This is a genomic window from Desulfovibrio sp. (assembly GCF_035644575.1).
GTDB lineage: Bacteria > Desulfobacterota > Desulfovibrionia > Desulfovibrionales > Desulfovibrionaceae > Desulfovibrio.
In genome coordinates this window covers 1-20,427 of record NZ_DASQOG010000096.1, presented here as the reverse complement: position 1 = coordinate 20,427, position 20,427 = coordinate 1, and the positions used below count along the sequence as shown (strand labels likewise).

The following is a 20,427-nucleotide window of genomic DNA, read 5'->3' as shown; positions in this document are numbered from 1 at the left end:
TTTTTGGGGGCGGCATGGCCGATGGCGCCAAGGTGCTGGTTCAGGTTGAGATGGTAGTCATGGGACTGCTGGAACAATAAATTTCTGGAGAAAGATCATGCCTTTTCTTACCTTTACCTGCGAACACTGCAACAAGGTATCTCACCGTTTTCTGCGCCCCTCGCAGGTGCGCGGCACGGTTCTTTGCCCCCATTGCAAAAAGCCCATCACTTCGGGCGGCAAGTCTGCATCCGGCTCGCCAGCGCCCGCCAGCGGCCAGCAGGTAACCTGCGCCAAACTGTAGGCGCATACACTCTTCATTTAATTGGGGCGCACCCCTTCCGGCGCAATGGATTTGCCGGATATCCGCTGCGGGAAACCGCAGCGGCAGGGGGAGCGCGCCCCGAAAAACCAAAATTTGGCGGATACCATGCAGGAGCATGAACTTGTCATTATCGGTGCAGGCCCTGCCGGAGCCAGTGCAGGCATATACGCCCGCCGGGCGGGCCTCAATGTGCTGCTGCTGGAAAGCGGTAATGGCGGCAGCCAGATATGCAATACGCTTGATGTGGAAAACTGGCCCGGCCTGCCCAATGTGAGCGGACCGGAACTGGACAAATCCTTTCGCGAGCATGCCGGGCATCTGGGCTGCACCTTTGCCAGAGGCGACGTGCTCGGGCTGGAAGGGCAGGGCGACCGCCAGATTATCCACACCACCAAGGGCGACTATGCGGCGCAAGCCGTCATCATTGCCAGCGGCGCTATCCATCGGCGGCTTGGCTGCCCCGGTGAAGACTCGCTGACCGGGGCAGGAGTGAGCTACTGCGCTGTTTGCGATGCGCCTTTTTATGAAGGCGAGGCCGTGGCCGTGGTGGGCGGCGGCAATACAGCGGTGGAAGAAGCCCTGTATCTGACCGGCTTTGCCAGCAAGGTATATATTGTTCATCGGCGGGATGCCTTCAGGGCGGACAGCGTGCTTGCAGGCCGCGCCCTTGCCAATGACAAAATCATCCCTGTCTGGAACAGCGCCGTGGCAAGCATCAACGGCGGCGGGATGGTCGAAGGTCTGACTGTCCGCAACACTGCCAGCGGTGAATTCTCTGACCTTGATGTGGCGGGCGTGTTTGTGTGCGTGGGCATAGAACCCAATGCGGCATTTCTTGATACGCGTTTTCAGCGCACGGATGGCGGCTGGCTGGTTACGGATGCCCACCTGCGCACATCTGTTCCGGGTGTTTTTGCAGCGGGCGACGTGCGCGACACGCCTTTGCGCCAGATCGTCACGGCGGCGGCAGACGGTGCGCTGGCTGCCATTTCCGCCTATCACTGGCTGCAATCCCGCTAGCAAATTTCCAGCCTTGGGGCCCGCGTGGCCTTGGGCTGTGCAGTAAAAATAATCGCCGTCTGCGGTACGGCAGATCGGCAAGGAGATTCCCATGCTTGCAATAGACAGAGACAGTTTTGAACAGGAAGTGCTGCAAAGCAGCGAACCGGTAGTTGTGGAATTCTGGGGCGAGCAGTGCTCCGTTTGCGTGGCCATGATGCCGGAAGTGGAAGAACTGGCAAAAAGTTTTGAGGGCCGGGTCAAGTTCTGCAAGATACCCATTGCAGGAAGCCGCAGGCTCTGCATCGAACTCAAGATCATGACCGTGCCTGTGTTTCTGTTCTACAAGAATGGAGAACTGGTTGACCGCGTCGCAAATCAGGATCTGAGCGTGGAAAACATCCGTGCCAAGGCGGAATCCCTGCTGAACTAGCCTTAAAGGGCGGCGCAACGGTACTGGCTGAGTTTTTTCCCTGACCGCAGGCAGACCAAGGACAATACAAACTGACATGGGGCATAGTTGCGTTCGCTTACTGGGCGCATATGACCATGATGGATACTATGGATACTTACGCAAAATATCTCGAAATCCTGCGCGAAGAGCTGATCCCGGCCCAGGGCTGCACCGAACCCATTGCCATTGCCTTTGCGGGAGCGCTGGCGACAAAGGTTCTCGGAACCTTTCCCGAGCGCCTGACAGTGGCTTGCAGCGGGAACATGATCAAGAACGCCAAGAGCGTTGTCGTGCCCAATTCCGGCGGGCAGAAGGGCATTGCCGTTGCCGCCGCGCTCGGCGCGGTGGGGGGCAACCCCGATTTGCAGTTGCAGGTGCTCACCCCGGTTACCCCGGCGGATGCAGAGCGTGCCCGTCAGCTTGCGGCGGCGGGATTCTGCACTGTGGAGCTGCTCAAAAGCATTGTTAACCTGCACATTCTGGTAACAGCGGTGGCTGGCGAAAGCAGCGCCGTGGTGGAAATTGCCGAGGAGCACACCAACGTGGTGCGCATTGAAAAGAACGGCAAGGTTCTTGAGGGCGGGGAATACAAGCCTGATGTGCAGGGCCATGAAGAAAGCCGCGCTTTCATGAGTATCGCCGGAATTCTTGATTTTGCCGAAAACTGCAATATCGACGATGTGCGGGATATTCTGGACAAGCAGATTCTGTGCAACAGCAATATTGCCGTTGAAGGGCTGAGCCACCAGTATTCCATGGGGGTTGGTCGCTCACTGCTTGATTCGCGCGGCAGCGATGTACGCACCCGCGCCACGGCGGTGGCCGCCGCTGGATCGGATGCCCGCATGGGCGGCAGCGATCTGCCGGTTATCATCAATTCCGGCAGCGGCAATCAGGGCATTACAGTTTCGCTGCCGGTCATTGAATACGCCCGCGAACTGGGCCTGCCGGACGAAAAGCTTTACCGGGCCTTGCTCATCAGCAATCTTGTGGCCATACACAACAAGTCGGGCATTGGCAGGCTTTCGGCCTACTGCGGGGCTGTCAGCGCAGCCTGCGGCAGCGGGGCGGCCATTACCTGGATGCACGGCGGCAGCTATCAGCAGATTGCCGACACCATCATCAATACGCTGGTCAATGTGTCGGGCATTGTGTGCGATGGCGCCAAAAGCTCGTGCGCTGCCAAGATTTCATCCGCAGTGGATGCCGCCATCACTGCCCACGATCTCTCCATGCAGGGCAAGGTTTTTCCTGCGGGCGAGGGCATTGTGAAAGGCGATGTGGAAGAAACCATCCGCAGTGTTTCCCGCTTGGCCCGCGAGGGCATGCGCGAAACAGATATTGAAGTGCTGCATATCATGATTGATTAGGCTGCGGGCTTGGGCTTGCGTCTGATATACAGCCGCGCTCTGTTTGCCTGCGCCATTGCCGCGCCTGCCGGGTTTGAGCCTGACAGGCGCGCTTGCTTTTGTGGCTGATGGGGGGCTGTTTTGCAGTTCTGCGCAAGGTGCGCTTTTGCTGGAGCGCAAGGCCACTTGAAAAAGAATCCGCTAACAGATAGGCTCATATATTACACGAGCGCCCAGTGCATTGACGAGTCTGACGGGCCTGCGGGCCTCTCTGTCTGACCAAAAGGCTTTCTCTGTACGCTGTGCGCGGCAAACCGCAGAAATCTGCGGCCTGCCAGCACAGGGCATCCGTTTTATCCGCCTGACGGAGCTGCCGTTTTGGCGGCGCAAACCCTTGGCCTGCATGGCCGGGTTTGTCATCAATCCAGCGCGCCCATTTGGCGCGCGCTTCGCCCCGCGTTATCTCAAACGCCGCAGGGCCGGAAGCGTCACCAAATTTTGAGGAGCATCATGAGCAACGAACCGGACAAGATTATTTATTCCATGATCCGCGTCACCAAGCGTCATGGCCAGAAGGAAGTGCTGAAAGATATTTCTCTTTCGTACTTTTACGGGGCCAAAATCGGCGTGCTTGGTCTGAACGGCGCGGGTAAATCCAGCCTGCTGCGCATTCTGGCAGGCGTGGATCAGGCCTTTGACGGCAAAACCGTGCTGGCCCCGGGCTACACCATCGGCTACCTGGAACAGGAGCCGCTCAAGGACGAAACCCGCACCGTGCGCGAAGTGGTTGAAGACGGCGTGAGCGACCTCACCGCCATTGCCCGCGAATTTGAAGAAATCAACGCCAAGTTCGCCGAGCCCATGGAAGCGGACGAGATGGACGCCCTCATTGCCCGTCAGGCCGAAGTGCAGGAACTCATGGACGCCAAGAACGTCTGGGATCTGGATTCGCGTCTTGAAATGGCCATGGACGCCCTGCGCTGCCCCCCCGGCGACATGCCCGTTGCCCAGATTTCGGGCGGCGAGCGCCGCCGCGTGGCCCTGTGCCGCCTGCTGCTGGAATCGCCCGACATTCTGCTGCTTGACGAACCCACCAACCACCTTGACGCCGAGTCGGTGGCCTGGCTGGAACGCTTCCTTTCCACCTTCCCCGGTACTGTCATTGCCGTTACCCATGACCGCTACTTCCTCGACAACGTGGCGGGCTGGATTCTGGAACTGGACCGTGGCCGTGGCATTCCGTGGAAGGGCAACTATTCTTCGTGGCTGGAGCAGAAACAAAAGCGCCTTGCCAACGAAGAAAGAACCGAAGCCGACCGCCAGAAGACCCTGCAACGCGAACTGGAATGGGTGCGCATGTCGGCCAAGGGCCGTCACGCCAAGGGCAAGGCGCGCCTTAACGCCTACGAGGCCATGCTCTCGCACGAGAGTGAAAAGCGCGCGCCTGATCTGGAAATCTACATTCCGCCGGGACAGCGCCTGGGCAAGGTCGTCTTTGAGCTTGAGGGCGTCAGCAAAGGCATGGGCGACAGGGAACTGATGGAAAACGTCAACGCCATCATCCCCCCCGGTGCCATTGTGGGCATTATCGGCCCCAACGGCGCGGGCAAGACCACCCTGTTCAAGATGCTTGTGGGGCAGGAAAAGCCCGACACAGGCACGCTCAAGGTGGGCGAAACCGTGCAGTTTGCCTATGTGGACCAGGGCCGCGAATCGCTCACGCCCGGCAAGACCGTGTATGAGGTCATCAGCGACGGCGCTGAAGTCATCAAGCTGGGCGGGCGCGAAGTCAACGCGCGCGCCTACTGCACGCGCTTCAACTTCCACGGCGCTGACCAGCAGAAGAAGGTGGACGTGCTTTCGGGCGGTGAACGCAACCGCGTACATCTGGCCTGCATGCTCAAGTCCGGCGCAAACGTGCTGCTGCTTGACGAACCCACCAACGATATTGACGTAAACACCATGCGCGCCCTTGAAGACGCACTGGACAACTTTGCCGGTTGCGTGCTGGTTATCAGCCATGACCGCTGGTTCCTGGACCGCGTGGCCACGCACATCATGGCCTTTGAAGGCGATTCCAGCGTGGTCTTTTATGAAGGCAACTATACGGACTACGAAGAAGACCGTAAAAAGCGGCTCGGCAAAGATGCCGACACGCCGCACCGCATCAAGTACCGCAAACTGACGCGTTAGCCGCCCGCCGCCGCGCTGCATCTTGCGGCGCGGCGGCTTTGTATGCGGCGGTTTTCGCCGGAGGGCCAATGTCGTACACCGTCCTTTCTCCCCTGCGTTTTTTTCTTTCCGGTCTTGGCATTTGCCGCAAATCTGCCAGTGGGCGGCCTGCCTTGCTTGCTCTTACCCTCTGCTTTTTGAGCGGATTGTTTTCTTTGAGCGCTCTGGCCGCACCCCTGCCCAACACGCCAGCAGCGCCGCAGGCCGCGCGCCTCACGCCTTCCGGCGGGTTGCTTGAGGTGGAGCAGCAGGCGCCTGTGGTTTCCGCCGATGGCGCAAGTCAGGTGCGCGTGGTGCTGCCCGCCGGGGCCGAAAATTTTCAGGTATCCATACCGGGCCATACCATCGTGCGCTGGGCCTTTTTGCCACAGACGCTCGATCAGGGCGGCAATCTTGCCAAGCTGCGCGAGGAGCGCCAGCACGCGCTGATGACCCTTGCGGGCAAGCTTGATGCCGTAAAGGCCCAACTGGCCCTGTGGGAGGGCGCGCCCGCCGAAGGCAGCTTTCAGGACATGACCCAGCGCGAAAAGCGCATGGCCGAAGTTGTGCCGGGCCTCAGCTACGAAAAGGCCGAGCTGGAGCGCCGTCTGGCCCTGCTGAAGCAGGAGTTGCAGCAGTTGCCGCCAAGCCCCGAGCTTGGGCAGACCGTACTGATCACCTTGCAAAAACAGGTATCCGCAACAACGCTGCCTGTGCATTACAGTTACACGCTGCGCAATTGCGGCTGGCGGCCCGCCTATGTTTTTGACGTGCAGCCCGACAAGGGCAAGGGCGATGCCGTGAGCGTGCGCTTTATGGCCGAGGTGTGGCAGTTTTCCGGCATGGACTGGACAGACACGCGCCTGACCCTGGTTTCCCGTGGGCAAGGCCCGCGTGAGCCCATGCCTTTGCCGCACTGGGTGATTGATTCGCAGCCTCAGCCCGTGGCCCAGCCCCTAGCCAAGGCGGCACCGCGTATGCTGATGGCAGCGGACGCCGCCATGCCCGAAGCTGCTCCGGCCCCTGCCGCACCTGTAGAAGCCGACACCAGCGGCATGTATGCCGCCTGGACGCCCGGCGAAAAGGGCTTGCCCGAAGGCCGCTCGCGACTGCTGGTGCTGGCGGACGAATGGAAGGCTCCCTTGCAGTGGCTGGCGCGTCCCTCCGTGGGCGACAGCCGCGTGTGGCTCATGGCGCGCCACACCCTGCCCGAGGGGCAGGCCTGGCCTGACGGACAGGCCGAATTCAGCGTGGACGGGCAGAGCGTTGGCATGGGGCAGTTCCGCCCCAAGGGCAACGAGGTTACGCTCTACTTTGGCGCGGACCCGCGCGTGCAGGTCAATGCCGTTGCCGATCTGCGTCAGCGCGGCGAAAAGGGCTTTATTGGCAAAAGCCGTACCTGGACATGGGGCTGGACGTATACCGTGCGCAACACCCGCGACAGGGCGGTGACCGTGCGTCTTGAACGGCCCATGCCCATGCTGGTGGATCAGGGCGTTACCGTGACCTACCGCGACAGGCCGCAGGCCCAGCAGGATGCCAAGGAGCATCTGCTGTTCTGGACTGTTGATGCGCCTGCGGGCGGCAAGGCAGAGGTCAAGCATGAGCTGACCATCGCCTCGCCTGTGGAGATTGAGCTGAATCCCGATGCGCCCTAGGGTTACATCCATCAAAAATTACTAACGATAAAGGCCCGCGTAGCAATAACGCGGGCCTTTTACTCTGCAACAGGCTGTTGGTTGCTCTTGCTGCGCTCTCGGCTACAAGAACGGTTGTCCCTAGAACATGGTGTTTCCGTTGGCAGATTGGGCTGGGACGTCTTGAATGATATCCCAGTGTTCCACAATTTTACCGTTCTTGACGCGGAAGATATCAAGAACCGCCTGCCCCCTGTCTGAGGGGGAATTGGTGGAGTGGACCTGCAACCAGACCAGATCGCCAGACGTTGCAGTGCGCACTATGCGCGCCTTCGACTGCGGCGTTTCCTTAAAAAACTGGCTGAAGTAATCCACAAAAGGCTTTTTGCCATCCGGCACTTCAGGGTTATGCTGTTTGTAGTTTTCGCTGACAACCTCGGCAGCGCGGGCTACCTCATGTTTGTTAAAGAACTGTTCGTAAAAGTTGACGACCAGCTTGAGGTTGGCTTCCTCTGTTGCGAGGTCGCGCCGGGTGTCCTGCGCCACGGCCTGCCCGCCGGTGAGTGCGGTCAGGGCAAGCAGAAGCGCCATAAGTACGGTGCGAAACATGGTGTCTCCCGTTCGATCAGTGGATTAGTAGCCCACAGTAAAACGCTTGCGCACGTGTTGTGGATGTTCCAGTTCATCAACAAATGCTATGGCATAGTCTTCAAAGGAAATACTTGAACCATTGACATTGGTCAGCAACTGGTCTTCACCCAGACGAAAAATTCCGGTGCGCTCACCATGGATGAACATGGCCGACGGTGAAAGGAAGGTCCATTCCAGATCGGTTGTTTCGCGCAGGAGTTGCAGAAATTTTGCTCCACCCGAAGCTTCCTTCTTGTATGCCTCCGGGAAGTCGGGCTGATCTATCAATCGCTTGCCGGGCGCAACTTCAAGACTGCCAGCTCCGCCAACTACCATATACCGTGCAACGCCAGCACTACGTACGGCATTGATAAGCAGTTGCGGGTCGCTCGCAGAAAAATAGACTGCGCTTGCAACAGCGTCATGCCCACGCAACAGCTTGGGCAGGTTTTCCGAATCGTATACATCTCCTTTTACGGGTGAAACGCCTGGAAGCTGGGCGATTTTTTCCGGATGACGGGCAAGGGCCGTTATCTGATGTCCGCGACGGGAAAGCTCGGCAAGTATCTGTGAACCTGCATTTCCTGAAGCTCCAATGAGTGCGATTTTCATGATATTGTCCTTATGGTTTCGATTTGGTACAAGGTCTACGTTTGCGACTAGGGTATACGTAAAAAGAGAAGGCGCGCAAGAAGTCACGGCAAGATTATCAGGTCATCAAAATGTGACCATGGGCAGCGAGGTAATTATGAAAGAGACTGACTCGCAGGCAACTGCAACCGAATTTGAACAGCCTTGCCCAATCCGGGATGTTCTTGATCGCATAGGCGACCAGTGGAGCCTGCTGATTCTTGAGGCGCTGGAAGGTAGAACCTTGCGGTTCAGCGAACTGCTCCGCGAACTTGGCGATATCTCCAAACAGATGCTGTCAAAAACGCTCAAGCACCTTGAGCAGGACGGGTACATTCAGCGAACCGTTTACCCGGAAGTGCCGCCAAGGGTCGAATATAATCTGGATGATCTCGGGAAGTCGTTTCTTGTGCCCATGAAGCAGTTGGTGACCTGGGCGGCAGTAAACCACCGGGCTATTTGCAATGCGCGGGCCATGCACACCGAAAAGAGCAATCCAGGCTCTCCCTATGCTCCTCGCTGAAGATTGATGGCGCCGGGCTCCCCTTCCCGCTCTAGATATTTCATCCAGCGACATGTCCACGTGATACAATGAAAGCCCGCGTTGCAACGACGCGGGTTTTCTGTCTTTTTCCAGCATGCTCAGTAAAACAGGGGCCGTAGCGCCAGCCAGAGGGCAATACTGGCAAGCGTCAGCCCTGCCAGCCCTTCAATAAGCGGGATGCGCTTTTCCAGCGCCCGTTGCGCGCCGGGCAGGGATATGGCTGCGGCAAGGGCTGCGTCCCAAGCAAAGACCAGCAGAGTCATCCATGCTCCGGCAAAGGCCTGTTGCGGCAGGGTGGCGGTGGGGCCGAGGATGACAGTCATGAGGGTGAGGTAAAATACCGCGTTCTTGGGGTTGAGCAGGGCAGAGCCTAGCCCCGTGAGCAGTTGTCTGCCGGGAGAAAGGGGGCTTGCATGCCCGCTTGCGAGACTGCCTGTCTGGTTATGCGAAGGCTGGTCTGGCGTGGGCTTGCTGTTGGCGGCCTCCCGGCTGGCCCGCAGCAGCAAAAAGCCCAGCCATGCCAGATAGGCCGCGCCAGCAAGCTCCAGCGCCCGATACAGGGCGGGCATCTGCCGCATGAACGACCAGCCGGAAACCGCCAGGCAGATATACAGGGCATTGCCCAGGGAGATGCCAAGGCAGATGAACAGCGAACCGCGCAGCCGATGCCGCACGGCATGCCCAATAATAAGGAAAAAATCCGGGCCGGGGCTGAGCAGGGCCAGAAAGTGCACCAGCGCAAGGGCAGGAAAAGCAGCGGGGATCAGTGTGGAAACAGACATGGGTGGCCTCCTTGCGGACAGCACACCCTATTTTTGTTTGCGCGTATTGTACGAATGTGACCGCCCCCGCTGATAGCAGCCGGGCGTGACGGAATAAAATTTTACAAACATGCGGTGAAAATGGCTTTGATCGGCATAGCCTGCCGCAAGGGCCGCATCTGCAATGCTCTTGCCCTGACGCAGCATGGCGCGGGCTTTTTCCAGCCGCAGGCAGTGCAGCCACGCCTTGGGCGGCAAGCCCGCCGTGCGGCGGAATGCCCGCGAAAAGCTCTCGCGCCGCAAGCCAGCCCTGCGGGCCAAAGATGTAACTGGCGCGTGATTTGTGTCAGGCGGGCCGTTTCCATCTGTCATTGATGCGCTGTCGGCGGTTAGCAGAATATTGGCGGCGGCAAGGGGGGAGTCTGTCTTTTTGCCAGCAGGTGCCGCGCTGTTGGCGAGGCAGCCGTATCCCTTTTGAAGCTGCGTAAAAAGAGCCGCAAAGCGCATTTCCGCATCATTCGCACCGTTGCAAAAAGCCTTCATGGCGGCAATCCCCTGCTGAAAAAGCGCAGGGTCGCGCACAACGGGCAATGTTACTTCATACGCTTTGGCAATGCTCAAGGGGCCGCAGATGTTGCGCGCAAACCATGCCGCGTCAAAATAGGCCATAAGGTAGCTGCGCGCCTTGCCGTGCAGGGGATTGCAACTATGCGGCAGGCCGGGGGCAATCAAGGCGATGTCGCCCTTGAGCGCCTCATGCGCTTGCCCCATGAGCGTAAAGCACGTGCCGCCTTCAAGAATAAGGCCAAAAGAAAAAGCCGAATGAAAATGCTCCGCGTAGGGCTGGGTACTTTCCAGCGTGGTGCGCACCTCAAGATACGGATACTTGTCCGGCGAAATGAAGGTTTGTTGTGGGGCTGAAGGGCGGGGAGGCATGGCTTTTCACCGTTTGCAGTTGATGTGCCTGCAAGTGTAGTCACAGCCATACGGCATGGCAAGCGGGTGCCCCCTGGGCAGGCGCAGGGGGTCAGGCAAAGAGACGCACGCGCACTGCTGCGCCACGGCGCAAACCGCCTCTGCGCATATCTTCGTTGCCGGGCATGGTTATCCAGCCGTCCATGTCGCGCAGCACGGCGGTTTTGCCAGTGCCAGCGGCAACGGGCCAGGCCGTTACGCGCCCATCGCCGCGCCGCAACATCACGGGGTAGTGGGTGGGGGCGTTTCCCTCCACAGGCAGGGCAAGGCCAAGACGCGCCAGCACAACTGGTTGCAAGTTCATATGCTGCGGCGAGGCCTGCTGCCCGGCGAGTCTTTGCAGTAGCGGTGCCAGAAAAACCTGCGCAGCCAGCGCAAGGCTGAGTGAATGCCCCGGCAAACCCCAGATGGCTGTCTGCCCCACTCTCGCAAGGGTGAGAGGGCGGCCACTGCTTACCCGCTGGTCATGCCCGCAGATGTTGCAGCCCGGCAGCCCGGCTATGGCCTGGGCGCTGAAATCCCGCTTTCCGGCTGATGAGCCGCCAATAACCACAATAACGTCGCAAGGCGTGGGGCCGCCGGGCAAGGCCGCGCGCAAGTGCTGGCCCAGAGCCTGCACATTGTCCGGCGCAGTGCCGAGGTGCAGATAGTTTGCGTCCAGCGAGGCGGCGAGCCCTTCCAGAAGCAGGGCATTGGTATTGCTCTGGCAGGCGACAAAGCCGTTCTGGGGGTCAGAGCCGCAAAACTCGTCACCAGTGGAAAGTACGCCCAGCACTGGTTTGCGGTGCAGCGGCACCTCTTTGAAAAATTGCGCCAGCAGGGCCATGTGGTGCGCCCCAAGCCTCGTTCCCGCCTGTGCCAGCAGCGCGCCCTGAGGCATGTCCGCACCGGGCGCAAGGATATTTTCCTCCACTGCGCAGGGGGCGGAAACTGCCACCACTGGCGGAACATCCTTTGAGTCTGCCGACTGATCCCCCAGCGTCGCAAATTCCTGCATAAGCACGGCGTCAGCGCCTTCGGGCAAGGCGCTGCCCGTGTAGACGCGCCATGCCTCGCCTTTTTGCAGCGTGCCGTCGCAGGGTCTGCCCATGCGGCTTTCACCCGTCAAGTGAAGCAACACCGGGGCTGCGGGGCTTGCCCCGGCAACGTCTGCCGCGCGTACCGCATAGCCATCGCGTGTGGAGCGGCGCGTGGAGGGGCAGGGAACGGGGGCGTGCATATCTGCGACAAGCACTCTGCCAAGGGCAGCGCTTACGGACACAGACTCAGCCTGTAAGGGGCTTGCCTCAGCAATAAAGGCGGTAATATCCGCAGTTTCCCGCAGGCAAAAATACAGGGACACGCCTTGACCTTCCTTGTGGAGTGCATTCCAGGAGCTGATTCTTTATTTTTGTAACCATACTAATTTACAATGAAATTGTAAATATTATTATATTTTAGCATGTTATAAAATTATTGGCATGGTGAAAAATAACACATGGGCTTGACTGCACAAAGCGAATTACCTAAGCTTTGTTCACGCAAACAATAAAAACCATGAAGGTTGTCAGGTAATTGTTGCGTAGAGTCAGATGGTTGCGCGATCGCAAATGTCTTCCACGCGGTATCCCCCCTCACCGTTTACGGGCAACATCCGGCTCAGGGTTATTCTCTCCACCTGTTACCATGATACAAGATATCAGGCAGAATTGAAAAGAGCACATTGTTCATTGCGGGAATTATGTGAAAAAAAGAACAAATCTGTATCAAACGCTAACCTGATGCTTCGGGTCGGGCTTGGTCATGTTTAACCCAGATTTAGCCCAGGCCGCCATTGAGGCCTGACACACGCTGGCAGGCGTTGTGGATTGTCGGGAATTGCCGCCTCCGTAAAGACGACGGCTCTGTAGAGTAAAGGAAGGGGTGCTATGGCTTTGCTTAAAAATACAATTGCAGGTGATGTTCTGCCGCTGGCTTCTCCCCCGGCCACGGTGCGCAGTTACGATATCCTGACCTACAACAACGGCAAGGTTGCGCCGTCCGTATTTTTGTCGTGCCGTGAGCAGACGCTGACCATGCATGTCAACGGCGTACCCTTTGTGCGCGTGGCCTGTTCAGGACAACATTTGCGCTATCTTGTGCCGGGATTCCTCTATTCCTGCGGTGTTATTGAAAGTCTGCATGATCTCGCCGGGGTGGACGTAACGCCATTGCCTGTTGCCGCCTCAGGGGCAACACCTGCTGATGGGGCAGAAGAAGTGCGGGTGGACGTGCTGCTGCGCGGGGCCTGCTGTAGCAAGGCGGCCGGTTCCACGGAGCAGGCCGTCCCCAAGCTCACCATCACTTCGGCCATGGGCTGGAACATTCCCCTGGCTGCCAAAAAACTGCGCCGCATGCCGCGCGCGGCTGTTCCCAGCTGGGAGCCGCGCGTCATTCTGCGGGCCGCGCAGGAGCTGGAAGAACGCTCCGAAGTATTCCACCAGACTGGCGGCTGCCACAACGCAGCACTGCTCAACAGGCAGGGCATGGTTTTTTATTGCCTTGATATTGGCCGCCACAACGCCATTGATACCCTTGTGGGCTACATGCTTGTGGAAGGTCTGAATCCCGCTGATCATATGATTATCAGCAGTGGGCGCATTGCCTCTGAAATCGCGCAAAAGGCCGTGCGCGCCGGCGTGCCGGTTTTTGCCTCTCTTTCTCGCGCCATGTCGCGCGCCGTGGACATGGCGCGCGCAACCGGGTTGACTCTGCTGGGCAATGTTAAGTCCGGCAGCATGCACATATATCATGAAAACGGGCAGCTGGTGCTGCCGTGATGCCGTTGTCGATCATGACAAGGAGCGCTGTATGGCTGATATGCTGAGCAAACTGAAACGTGCCGATGAAGATATGCTGCTCGAAAACCTTTCGCGCCGTGGATTCATCAAGGTAACTTCCTGTGCGGCCCTTGGACTGGCCACGCTGCAAGCTTCCGAGGCCCTGGCCACCATGAAGGCCTCGCCACTGGTGATTATGGAAAAAGCAGCCGGCATGATCGTGGGCGACCCCACCTTGTGCGTGTGCTGTCAGCGGTGCGAGCTTGCCTGTACGGAATTCAACGACGGCAAGGCCGACCCCAAACTTGCGCGCATCAAAATAAGCCGCAATGCCATGTTTGGGCCGGAGGGCGGGCTGGAAAACACCACCAAGGGTATTTACGGTTCAGGCTCGCTGGTTATCCAGGATACCTGCAAGCAGTGCCCGCACCCGGTGCCCTGCGCCACGGCCTGCCCGCAAAATGCCATCATCGCCCAAAAGGGCACGGGCACGCGCATGGTGCTTAAAGACCGCTGCGTGGGCTGCCGCCTGTGCCAGAAGGCCTGCCCCTGGGGCGTGATGACCTTTGATGAAGAGCAGGGCAAGGCCGACAAGTGCTTTTTGTGCAATGGCGCGCCCAAGTGCGTGGATGCCTGCCCGGCAGCCGCCCTGCGCTATGTGCCGTGGAGCGACCGCACCCGCGAGGCCACCACGCGCGGTTCGTTCTCTCTTATGGTGCCCGATGACCGCCGCGCCGCCTGCAACGCCTGCCATGTGGAATCGCCCGGCGGGCCGCGTAACCTCAAATACGAGCAGTAGCGCGCACCCATTGCACCTTGCAGAGCGAGGCGCAACGGGCATTCACAGGAAGTACGCTCCATCAGCGAGCCGGAGGAATTTATGGCAAGGAAATTTGGCGGTTATCAGGGCAAGGGCCTGCGGGTCAATCTGAGTACGGGCCGCATCACTGTTGAAGACACCTATCAATATCTTGACCTCATTGGCGGCACGGGCCTTGGCTATAAGGTTTTTTGGGACGAAGTCCCGCCCAAGACCAAGGCTTATGACGAAGCCAACAAGATAGTTTTTGCCGTGGGGCCGCTGGCCGGCACGGGCGCTTTGTGCAGCGGGCGTACCGCTGTTACCACCATCATGCCTGTTTCGTGGCCGCAGCACCTCATCGGTTCCGGTCACATGGGCGGCAACTTTGCCGAGCACCTGAAATACGCGGGCTATGATTTCCTCATTATTGAGGGCAAGGCCGAGCGCCCCGTGTGGTTGCATGTGCGCGATGGCAAGGCATGGCTCAAGGACGCCAGCCACGTGTGGGGCCAGGGCACCCGCCGCACCACCCGCGTTATCAGCGAAGAAGTGGGGGCCGACGGTACCGTTGCAGCCATCGGGCCTGCCGGTGAAAATCTGGTTCCCTATTCCGTGGTGGTCAACAGCCGGGCTCACACCGCAGGCTGCGGCATCGGGGCCGTCATGGGCTCCAAGATGCTCAAGGCCATTGCCCTTCAGGGCAGCCAGCCCGTGCATATCGCGGGCGACAAGGCCGACTGGGAAAAGCTCATCAACTACCACCGCACCATTATCGGCGCCAACAACCAGCACGTGGTTCCCAGCTTCCCCAGCCCGCTTTTTGAGTACTGGGATGCCGGTTCCCGCTGGGTGGGCGCGCCGGGCAAACGCTGGGGCGCATCTGAAGCCCCCGTTACCCTTACAAACGATGTGCGTTCGCTCAACCGCATTTCGTACCGCACCAACAATGCCGCCTATTTTCTGGGCGACAACGTGTGGCAGTACACCGTGCGCAATAACGGCTGTTTCTCCTGCCCCATCCGCTGCTATACAGTGATGAAGGACGAAGACACGGCGGCCAAGTTCGGCGTCAGCCCCATTCAGTTCAATACCTGCGTGGGCATGTTTGGCGGGCGCGAGTGGTTCCCCAAGCTTTCGCGCAAAAAGAGCGATCTGGCGCGTCAGGCCGGCTTTGTGGGCATTGAACTCATGGACGATCTGGGCGTGTGGGAAAACTACGGCCAGCTGTTCCGCGATTTCAGCAACATGTACGAAGACGGCATCTGGAAGCAGAAGCTCGGCGCGGACGAATACAAGTCCATACCCTGGGAAATGGTGGACGCCTGCAATCCTGAATTCATCAAGACAGCCGTGCATCGCATTGCCTACAAAGAGGGCGAGTTCGGTCAGCTTCTGGGCATGGGCACCGGCTACATGCTTGAAAAAATGGGCATCCCCGAAGAAAAGTGGAAGGACGACCACCGCACCGTCTACTGGAAGATGGGGCATCCCAAGCATCACGCCAACGAGGACGATGGTCAGGCCGGGTGCGTCATCAACACCCAGTACAACCGCGATCCCATGTGCCACTCCAACTGCAACTTTGTGCGCAGCGGCCTGCCCATTGATGTGCAAAAGCGCCTTGCCGAGCACTTCTGGGGATCTGCCGACGCGGTGGACGCCATCGGCGATTACAAGCCCACCAACAAGTACAAGATGATCCGCGCCAAGTGGTCCATCGAGCGCAAGGAACTGCACGACATGCTTTCGTTCTGCAACTGGATGGGGCCGTGGATCTCCACCCCCAACAAGCAGGATGGCTACATGGGCGACAACAGCCTTGAGAGCAAATACTACCGCGTTCTCACCGGCCACAACCTGGACGTCAAGGAACTGGACCGTTGCGCAGAGCGCGCCTTTAACCTGCACCGCGCCTATACCGCGCGCCAGATGCAGACTGTGGACATGCGCAAAAAGCACGACCAGTACCCCAACTGGCTGTTTGAAGACAAAAAGAACAAGGCTCCCTTCACCAAGGGCACCATCCGCATGGACAAGGCCGATATCGAAAAGAGCCTCGACCTGTTCTACGAAGTGCAGGGCTGGGATGTGAAATCCGGCCTGCCCGGCGCGAACCATTACCGTTCGCTGGGCCTCAATGACGTGGCCGATACCATGACCAAGGAAAAGCTGGTTCCCGGCGCGTAACCTTGGAGAGCCTATGAACGATCAGAATCAGGCCCAGAATCAGACACAGACTGCCGCCCCCCTTGCCGGGGGCGGCGGAGCCGCCCCGGAATCAGAACGGATCGGCGCAGCCGCCCCGGAGACAGGGCAGTCCGGCGCAGCCGTCCCGGTGGAAGAGGACGAAGGTCGCCGACTGGTGGATCAGCGCAAGGCCGACAAGGTTCTGCTGGTGGAAACACTGGCCGACTTCAGCAGTGACGAACGTCTTGTGACCGCCGATGAACTGTTGGACGCCTTTATGGAACGCGCGGTGCAAGCGCCGCCCGTTACCGTTGCCCAGGTGCGTCAGGAGCTGGAAGCTTTGCCCGACCCGCGTTTTGAAGGGCCGGATTCGCAGACCGTGGCCGCAGATATGGCCCGCATCAAGGCCATGGAAAAGGCCCAGCCCGGCTCGGCCCCTGACCCGGAAGTGCCGGGCCTGCGCAAAACCCGCCGTCTGTTGAGCCGCAGGCAGTTGCTGAGTTCGCTGCTGCATCCCGCAGAGGCGCTGGCCGAGCCAGGAGCTGACCCGGCGCAGGCAACGGAATCTGCACCCGCAGCGGAACCCGCAGAGGCCGCAACCGCTCCCCGTGTGGTGGAGCGCGAATACGCGGCGGCCCTGCTGGCCGAGCTGCTGGCCGAAAGCGAAGACGTGGCGGCTTTTACCGCCTGGGACAGCAAGGAATACTATCATTACAAGCCGCAGATGAGCAGCCTGTATGCAGGTATTCTTTCCACAGCCAACAATCGGATGGTGCAGGTCGCCAGCGTGGTGCGCGACAGCTCGCGCGACTACCCCCGGCCTGTGCCCCTTGAGATATTTGAATACCCGCCTTTTCTTTTTGAGGCCGAAGCCTTGCAGCAGTGCCTGCGCGATATGGCGGAAACCGCGGAATATGAGGACATCAAGTTTACGGAAAGCTCCGTGGGCACGGTGTATCTGTATTCCACCCGCTACCTCGATGAGGATTACGCCGCCTTTCTGGCGGAAAAAGAGGACGTGGGGGCCATTGCCAGCCCATAGGCCGCAGGGGCGTGTTTACGGCGCCGCCTTGGCGGCTTGCCCCACGGCAGACATGGGGCATGAAATGATGCAATGCGCAAGCAGGGGAGGATCGCCATGCGGCGCAGACAGTTTTTGAAAATATTGGGCCTCGGCGGCGTGGCCGGAGCAGCGCTTCCCGGCGCTGCCGGAGCAGCCCCCTTTGCCTATGACGGCAGCCCCGATGCCGTGGGCGTGCTGCACGATTCAGTGCGCTGCATCGGCTGCCGCAAATGCGAGGAAGGCTGCCAGAAGGTCAATGCCGACGTGCTGCCGCCTCTGGAAAAGCCCGTTGACGACAGCTCGGTATTTGAGCAGACCCGCAGGCCGACCTTCAAGGCCTATACTGTGGTCAACAAATATCAGCCGGAAGGGCATGCCCCCGTGTTCCGCAAGTTGCAGTGCAATCATTGCCAGGAACCAGCCTGCGCTTCGGCCTGTTTTGTCAAAGCCTTTGTAAAAACAGAGGAAGGCCCGGTAGTGTACAATCCCAAGCTCTGCGTGGGGTGCCGCTACTGCATGATGGCCTGTCCTTTCTACGTGCCAGCCTACGACTACAACAACGCCTGGAATCCGCTGGTGTACAAGTGCACCATGTGCGCTCCGCGCCTCAAGCAGGGGCTGTTGCCCGGCTGCGTGGAGGCCTGTCCCAAGGAGGCTCTGGTCTTTGGGCGGCGCAGCGACCTTGTCAAACTGGCCCGCCGCCGCATCATGGACAATCCCGGCATGTACGAAGACCACATCTATGGCGAACACGAGATGGGCGGCACAAACTGGCTCTACCTCTCGCCTGTGCCGCATGCCGAACTGGGGCAGCCGGATGTGCCCGCTGTTTCCGCGCCGGAACTTACACGCGGCATGCTTGGCTCCATTGCCGTTATTGCCGGTATATGGCCGGTGATTCTGGGCGGCGCGTATTCCATGAGCAAGCATTACAAAAAAATGGTGGAGCAGGCCCGTTGCGAGGGTGCGCAGCAGGCAAAAGGCCAGAGTTGCGCTGATGCTGCTCATGCAGAAGACAGCGCGCAAGCCTGCGGCTGCAAGCCCGCTGACCATAATCCTGAAAAGGGCCAGGGAGGCGGACAATGCTGAAGCCTTCGGAACTGCTGAAAAATACGCTTGGCCTGCTCAACACGCCGGGCAACATCATCACCGCCGTCATATTGTTCTGCGGGGCTGTGGCCACGGTCATGCGCTTTGGCTGGGGCATCGGCGCGGTCACCAACCTGGACGATTATTATCCCTGGGGTCTGTGGATCGGCTTTGACCTCTTGTGCGGCGTGGCCCTTGCTGCTGGCGGCTTTACGCTGGCGGCGGGCTACTACATCTTCGGCTTCAACAATCTGCGTTCCATGTGGCGGCCCGCGCTGACCACGGCCTTTTTCGGCTACGCCTTTGTTATTGCCGATCTGCTGTACGACGTGGGCCAGCCCTGGCGGCTGCCGTATCCTGTCTTTGTTTCACAGGGCACCACATCGCTCCTGTTTACCGTGGGCGTGTGCGAGTTCTTTTACCTTTGCGTCATGGCCGTGCTGTGGTTTGTGATCCCCTGCGAGTGGCTGGGGTGGAACAAGCTGCGCGCCATGCTCATGAAACTGATCATGCCGCTGGTGGCGTTGGGCATCATCCTCTCCACCCTGCACCAGTCTTCTCTGGGCGGGCTGTATGTGATGGTTCCCTCCAAGATGCACCCCCTGTGGTACTCGTTATGGCTCCCCGTGTATTTCTTTGTGTCGAGCCTCTATGCCGGGCTGAGTATGGTGATTTTTGAAGGTACGCTGGCGCATGCTGGCATGCACAAGTACATGGACGAAAACCACGCCAAAAGCTTTGACGGCGTGAGCCTGAGCCTTGCGCGGGGCGCATCGCTGGTAATGATGGGCTATTTTGTCATCAAGATCGGCGGCCTCACGCTCGACAACGGATGGAAGTACGTGTTCAGCGGTTACGGCCTCTTGTGGCTGCTGGAGATGGTTCTGGTCATCGTGCCTGCCTTCATGTTTGCCGTGGGCGTGCGCGAGCGGCGCTACTGCATGATCCGCCTTGCAGCGGGGCTGTCTGTATTCGGGGTCATGCTCAACCGCATGGACGTGAGCCTTGTGGCCTACAACTACAATCTGCCCACCCACCTCAAGTATTTTCCCTCGCTGGGCGAGATCACGCTTTCGCTGTTCATGCTGGTGGGCCTTGTGACGGTGTACCGCTTTGCGTGCGCCAAGATGCCCGTATTGCGCGATCACCCTGACTACAAACCCGAAGCCTGACAGGGAGGACGCCATGCAGACGGTATTTTATTCGTTTTACGCATCCCTGATGTCCGGCACGGGCTGGATGTTCATTTTCATCTGCTTTGCCCTGTTCGGCCTGCTGGGCTTTTACCTCTTTCTGAACGGCAAGGATTAGGCTGGAGCAAGATATGACAACGCTGATATCCTTTCTTACTGGCTGGGGGCTGCTCATATCCCTGCTGGGATGTCTGGCCGGGTGCGTGATGCGCCTGCGCCAGTGCAAGGCCAACGGCTGCAAGCCCGGGGATTTCGCGGCCCGCTGGCGCGCCCGCCTTGTGCCGCTTGATCTGTTGCGCGGGCAGTGGCCTGTGCGCGTGCTGGTCAACGACGCCATTTTCTGGCTGCTGTTTATGGCTCTGGTGGTGGTGCTGTTTGCCCCTGGCCATGCGGTGCTTATCGGGCGCGGCCTTGGTTTTGACTGGCCGGGCATGGCCTTTCGCTGGGCGGACGGCCTTGCTGTGCTGTTGACGCTTGGGGCGCTGGCCCTGCCGTTGCGTCATCTTCTGCTGGCCGACCTGCGCGCCGCCGCCACCAAGGCGGACTGGCGGCTTATGGCCCTGTTGGTGCTGCTGCCGTTCTCGGGCCTGCTTGCCCGCTCGGGCATACCGGGGTATGGATTCTGGCTCTTGCTGCACCTTGTTGCCGGGCATGTTTTTTTGTGGTGTGCGCCCCGTTGCCAGTTTGCACGGTTGCTGCGCTGATGGTTTTTCTGATCAAAGTCCCCAAGGGGGAGTTAATGCGAACCATATGTAGTACAGCCCTCGTTTCTGCTTGCGCCATGCGGTTTGTGGCTGCCAG

20 protein-coding genes are annotated in these 20,427 nt (G+C 59.4%); 15 read left to right on the top strand and 5 right to left on the bottom strand.

The annotated features are described in order from the left end of the window. The first annotated feature begins 97 nt into the window (after positions 1–97). The 6 genes from VEZ52_RS05450 to VEZ52_RS05425 all read left to right on the top strand — a co-directional run bounded on the left by VEZ52_RS05450 (position 98) and on the right by VEZ52_RS05425 (position 6,975). Positions 98–283, top strand: a complete 186-nt coding sequence (locus tag VEZ52_RS05450) for a hypothetical protein (protein ID WP_192111416.1) — start codon at positions 98–100, stop codon at positions 281–283. 126 nt (positions 284–409) lie between these two features. Further along, positions 410–1,324 carry an NAD(P)/FAD-dependent oxidoreductase gene (locus tag VEZ52_RS05445; RefSeq protein WP_324835885.1) on the top strand — a complete coding sequence of 305 codons (915 nt, stop codon included), beginning with the start codon at positions 410–412 and terminating at the stop codon, positions 1,322–1,324. A gap of 91 nt (positions 1,325–1,415) precedes the next feature. Then, entirely contained in the window at positions 1,416–1,736 is a 321-nt protein-coding gene (locus VEZ52_RS05440) for a thioredoxin family protein (RefSeq protein ID WP_324835884.1), read from the top strand. A 116-nt stretch (positions 1,737–1,852) separates the two neighbouring features. After that, positions 1,853–3,127 (top strand): serine dehydratase subunit alpha family protein, encoded by a 1,275-nt coding sequence (locus VEZ52_RS05435; protein WP_324835883.1) that lies wholly within the window; start codon positions 1,853–1,855, stop codon positions 3,125–3,127. Between the two features lie 489 nt (positions 3,128–3,616). After that, on the top strand, positions 3,617–5,299 hold the full coding sequence (gene ettA / locus VEZ52_RS05430) for an energy-dependent translational throttle protein EttA (RefSeq protein ID WP_291442309.1): 1,683 nt from the start codon (positions 3,617–3,619) through the stop codon (positions 5,297–5,299). Positions 5,300–5,367: 68 nt separating this feature from the next. Continuing rightward, on the top strand, positions 5,368–6,975 hold the full coding sequence (locus VEZ52_RS05425) for a DUF4139 domain-containing protein (RefSeq protein WP_324835882.1): 1,608 nt from the start codon (positions 5,368–5,370) through the stop codon (positions 6,973–6,975). A gap of 120 nt (positions 6,976–7,095) precedes the next feature. Here the strand turns inward: VEZ52_RS05425 and VEZ52_RS05420 are convergent, their stop codons facing one another. Beyond that, positions 7,096–7,563 (bottom strand): nuclear transport factor 2 family protein, encoded by a 468-nt coding sequence (locus VEZ52_RS05420; protein ID WP_324835881.1) that lies wholly within the window; start codon positions 7,561–7,563, stop codon positions 7,096–7,098. 24 nt (positions 7,564–7,587) lie between these two features. Then, positions 7,588–8,196: an NAD(P)-dependent oxidoreductase gene (locus tag VEZ52_RS05415; RefSeq protein WP_324835880.1), complete on the bottom strand. Its 609-nt coding sequence runs from the start codon at positions 8,194–8,196 to the stop codon at positions 7,588–7,590. A 136-nt stretch (positions 8,197–8,332) separates the two neighbouring features. Between VEZ52_RS05415 and VEZ52_RS05410 the strand changes: the two genes are divergently transcribed. Then, entirely contained in the window at positions 8,333–8,737 is a 405-nt protein-coding gene (locus tag VEZ52_RS05410) for a helix-turn-helix domain-containing protein (protein ID WP_324835879.1), read from the top strand. Positions 8,738–8,856: 119 nt separating this feature from the next. Here VEZ52_RS05410 and VEZ52_RS05405 read toward each other — a convergent pair whose 3' ends face one another. The 3 genes from VEZ52_RS05405 to VEZ52_RS05395 form a co-directional block, all read right to left on the bottom strand. Next, positions 8,857–9,540, bottom strand: a complete 684-nt coding sequence (locus VEZ52_RS05405) for a LysE family translocator (RefSeq protein ID WP_324835878.1) — start codon at positions 9,538–9,540, stop codon at positions 8,857–8,859. Between the two features lie 27 nt (positions 9,541–9,567). Continuing rightward, the gene (locus VEZ52_RS05400; RefSeq protein ID WP_324835877.1) at positions 9,568–10,455 is read right to left on the bottom strand and encodes an AraC family transcriptional regulator; all 888 of its coding nucleotides are present in this window, start codon (positions 10,453–10,455) and stop codon (positions 9,568–9,570) included. 91 nt (positions 10,456–10,546) lie between these two features. Further along, a complete protein-coding gene (locus VEZ52_RS05395) occupies positions 10,547–11,836 on the bottom strand; it encodes a molybdopterin molybdotransferase MoeA (RefSeq protein ID WP_324835876.1) in 1,290 nt (429 codons plus the stop codon). 565 nt (positions 11,837–12,401) lie between these two features. Here VEZ52_RS05395 and VEZ52_RS05390 point away from each other — a divergent pair. From VEZ52_RS05390 to VEZ52_RS05355, 8 genes are all read left to right on the top strand, one after another. Continuing rightward, entirely contained in the window at positions 12,402–13,292 is an 891-nt protein-coding gene (locus VEZ52_RS05390) for a formate dehydrogenase accessory sulfurtransferase FdhD (protein ID WP_324835875.1), read from the top strand. Positions 13,293–13,323: 31 nt separating this feature from the next. Then, a complete protein-coding gene (locus VEZ52_RS05385) occupies positions 13,324–14,091 on the top strand; it encodes a 4Fe-4S dicluster domain-containing protein (RefSeq protein ID WP_240824696.1) in 768 nt (255 codons plus the stop codon). A gap of 81 nt (positions 14,092–14,172) precedes the next feature. Next, positions 14,173–16,281 (top strand): aldehyde ferredoxin oxidoreductase, encoded by a 2,109-nt coding sequence (locus tag VEZ52_RS05380; RefSeq protein ID WP_324835874.1) that lies wholly within the window; start codon positions 14,173–14,175, stop codon positions 16,279–16,281. 13 nt (positions 16,282–16,294) lie between these two features. Then, positions 16,295–17,323, top strand: a complete 1,029-nt coding sequence (locus tag VEZ52_RS05375) for a hypothetical protein (RefSeq protein ID WP_324835873.1) — start codon at positions 16,295–16,297, stop codon at positions 17,321–17,323. 96 nt (positions 17,324–17,419) lie between these two features. Continuing rightward, a complete protein-coding gene (gene hmcB / locus VEZ52_RS05370) occupies positions 17,420–18,433 on the top strand; it encodes a sulfate respiration complex iron-sulfur protein HmcB (protein WP_324835872.1) in 1,014 nt (337 codons plus the stop codon). Beyond that, positions 18,427–19,605, top strand: coding sequence for an NrfD/PsrC family molybdoenzyme membrane anchor subunit (gene nrfD, locus VEZ52_RS05365; RefSeq protein ID WP_324835871.1), 1,179 nt, complete (start codon positions 18,427–18,429; stop codon positions 19,603–19,605). Before hmcB ends, nrfD begins: the two co-directional genes overlap by 7 nt. 13 nt (positions 19,606–19,618) lie before the next feature. Further along, positions 19,619–19,744 carry a hypothetical protein gene (locus VEZ52_RS05360; RefSeq protein WP_324835870.1) on the top strand — a complete coding sequence of 42 codons (126 nt, stop codon included), beginning with the start codon at positions 19,619–19,621 and terminating at the stop codon, positions 19,742–19,744. Positions 19,745–19,757: 13 nt separating this feature from the next. Next, positions 19,758–20,330 carry a hypothetical protein gene (locus tag VEZ52_RS05355; protein WP_324835869.1) on the top strand — a complete coding sequence of 191 codons (573 nt, stop codon included), beginning with the start codon at positions 19,758–19,760 and terminating at the stop codon, positions 20,328–20,330. The last annotated feature ends 97 nt before the right edge of the window (positions 20,331–20,427 follow it).

What these genes read in the sequence shown, in the direction of transcription:
- VEZ52_RS05420 (WP_324835881.1), bottom strand. Translation starts at nt 7,563, where the DNA reads ATGTTTCGCACCGTACTTATGGCGCTTCTGCTTGCCCTGACCGCACTC.
- ettA (WP_291442309.1), top strand. Translation starts at nt 3,617, where the DNA reads ATGAGCAACGAACCGGACAAGATTATTTATTCCATGATCCGCGTCACC.
- VEZ52_RS05425 (WP_324835882.1), top strand. Translation starts at nt 5,368, where the DNA reads ATGTCGTACACCGTCCTTTCTCCCCTGCGTTTTTTTCTTTCCGGTCTT.
- VEZ52_RS05405 (WP_324835878.1), bottom strand. Translation starts at nt 9,540, where the DNA reads ATGTCTGTTTCCACACTGATCCCCGCTGCTTTTCCTGCCCTTGCGCTG.
- VEZ52_RS05410 (WP_324835879.1), top strand. Translation starts at nt 8,333, where the DNA reads ATGAAAGAGACTGACTCGCAGGCAACTGCAACCGAATTTGAACAGCCT.
- VEZ52_RS05355 (WP_324835869.1), top strand. Translation starts at nt 19,758, where the DNA reads ATGACAACGCTGATATCCTTTCTTACTGGCTGGGGGCTGCTCATATCC.
- VEZ52_RS05390 (WP_324835875.1), top strand. Translation starts at nt 12,402, where the DNA reads ATGGCTTTGCTTAAAAATACAATTGCAGGTGATGTTCTGCCGCTGGCT.
- VEZ52_RS05415 (WP_324835880.1), bottom strand. Translation starts at nt 8,196, where the DNA reads ATGAAAATCGCACTCATTGGAGCTTCAGGAAATGCAGGTTCACAGATA.
- VEZ52_RS05375 (WP_324835873.1), top strand. Translation starts at nt 16,295, where the DNA reads ATGAACGATCAGAATCAGGCCCAGAATCAGACACAGACTGCCGCCCCC.
- nrfD (WP_324835871.1), top strand. Translation starts at nt 18,427, where the DNA reads ATGCTGAAGCCTTCGGAACTGCTGAAAAATACGCTTGGCCTGCTCAAC.
- VEZ52_RS05435 (WP_324835883.1), top strand. Translation starts at nt 1,853, where the DNA reads ATGATGGATACTATGGATACTTACGCAAAATATCTCGAAATCCTGCGC.
- VEZ52_RS05380 (WP_324835874.1), top strand. Translation starts at nt 14,173, where the DNA reads ATGGCAAGGAAATTTGGCGGTTATCAGGGCAAGGGCCTGCGGGTCAAT.
- VEZ52_RS05400 (WP_324835877.1), bottom strand. Translation starts at nt 10,455, where the DNA reads ATGCCTCCCCGCCCTTCAGCCCCACAACAAACCTTCATTTCGCCGGAC.
- VEZ52_RS05385 (WP_240824696.1), top strand. Translation starts at nt 13,324, where the DNA reads ATGGCTGATATGCTGAGCAAACTGAAACGTGCCGATGAAGATATGCTG.
- VEZ52_RS05360 (WP_324835870.1), top strand. Translation starts at nt 19,619, where the DNA reads ATGCAGACGGTATTTTATTCGTTTTACGCATCCCTGATGTCCGGCACG.
- VEZ52_RS05440 (WP_324835884.1), top strand. Translation starts at nt 1,416, where the DNA reads ATGCTTGCAATAGACAGAGACAGTTTTGAACAGGAAGTGCTGCAAAGC.
- hmcB (WP_324835872.1), top strand. Translation starts at nt 17,420, where the DNA reads ATGCGGCGCAGACAGTTTTTGAAAATATTGGGCCTCGGCGGCGTGGCC.
- VEZ52_RS05445 (WP_324835885.1), top strand. Translation starts at nt 410, where the DNA reads ATGCAGGAGCATGAACTTGTCATTATCGGTGCAGGCCCTGCCGGAGCC.
- VEZ52_RS05450 (WP_192111416.1), top strand. Translation starts at nt 98, where the DNA reads ATGCCTTTTCTTACCTTTACCTGCGAACACTGCAACAAGGTATCTCAC.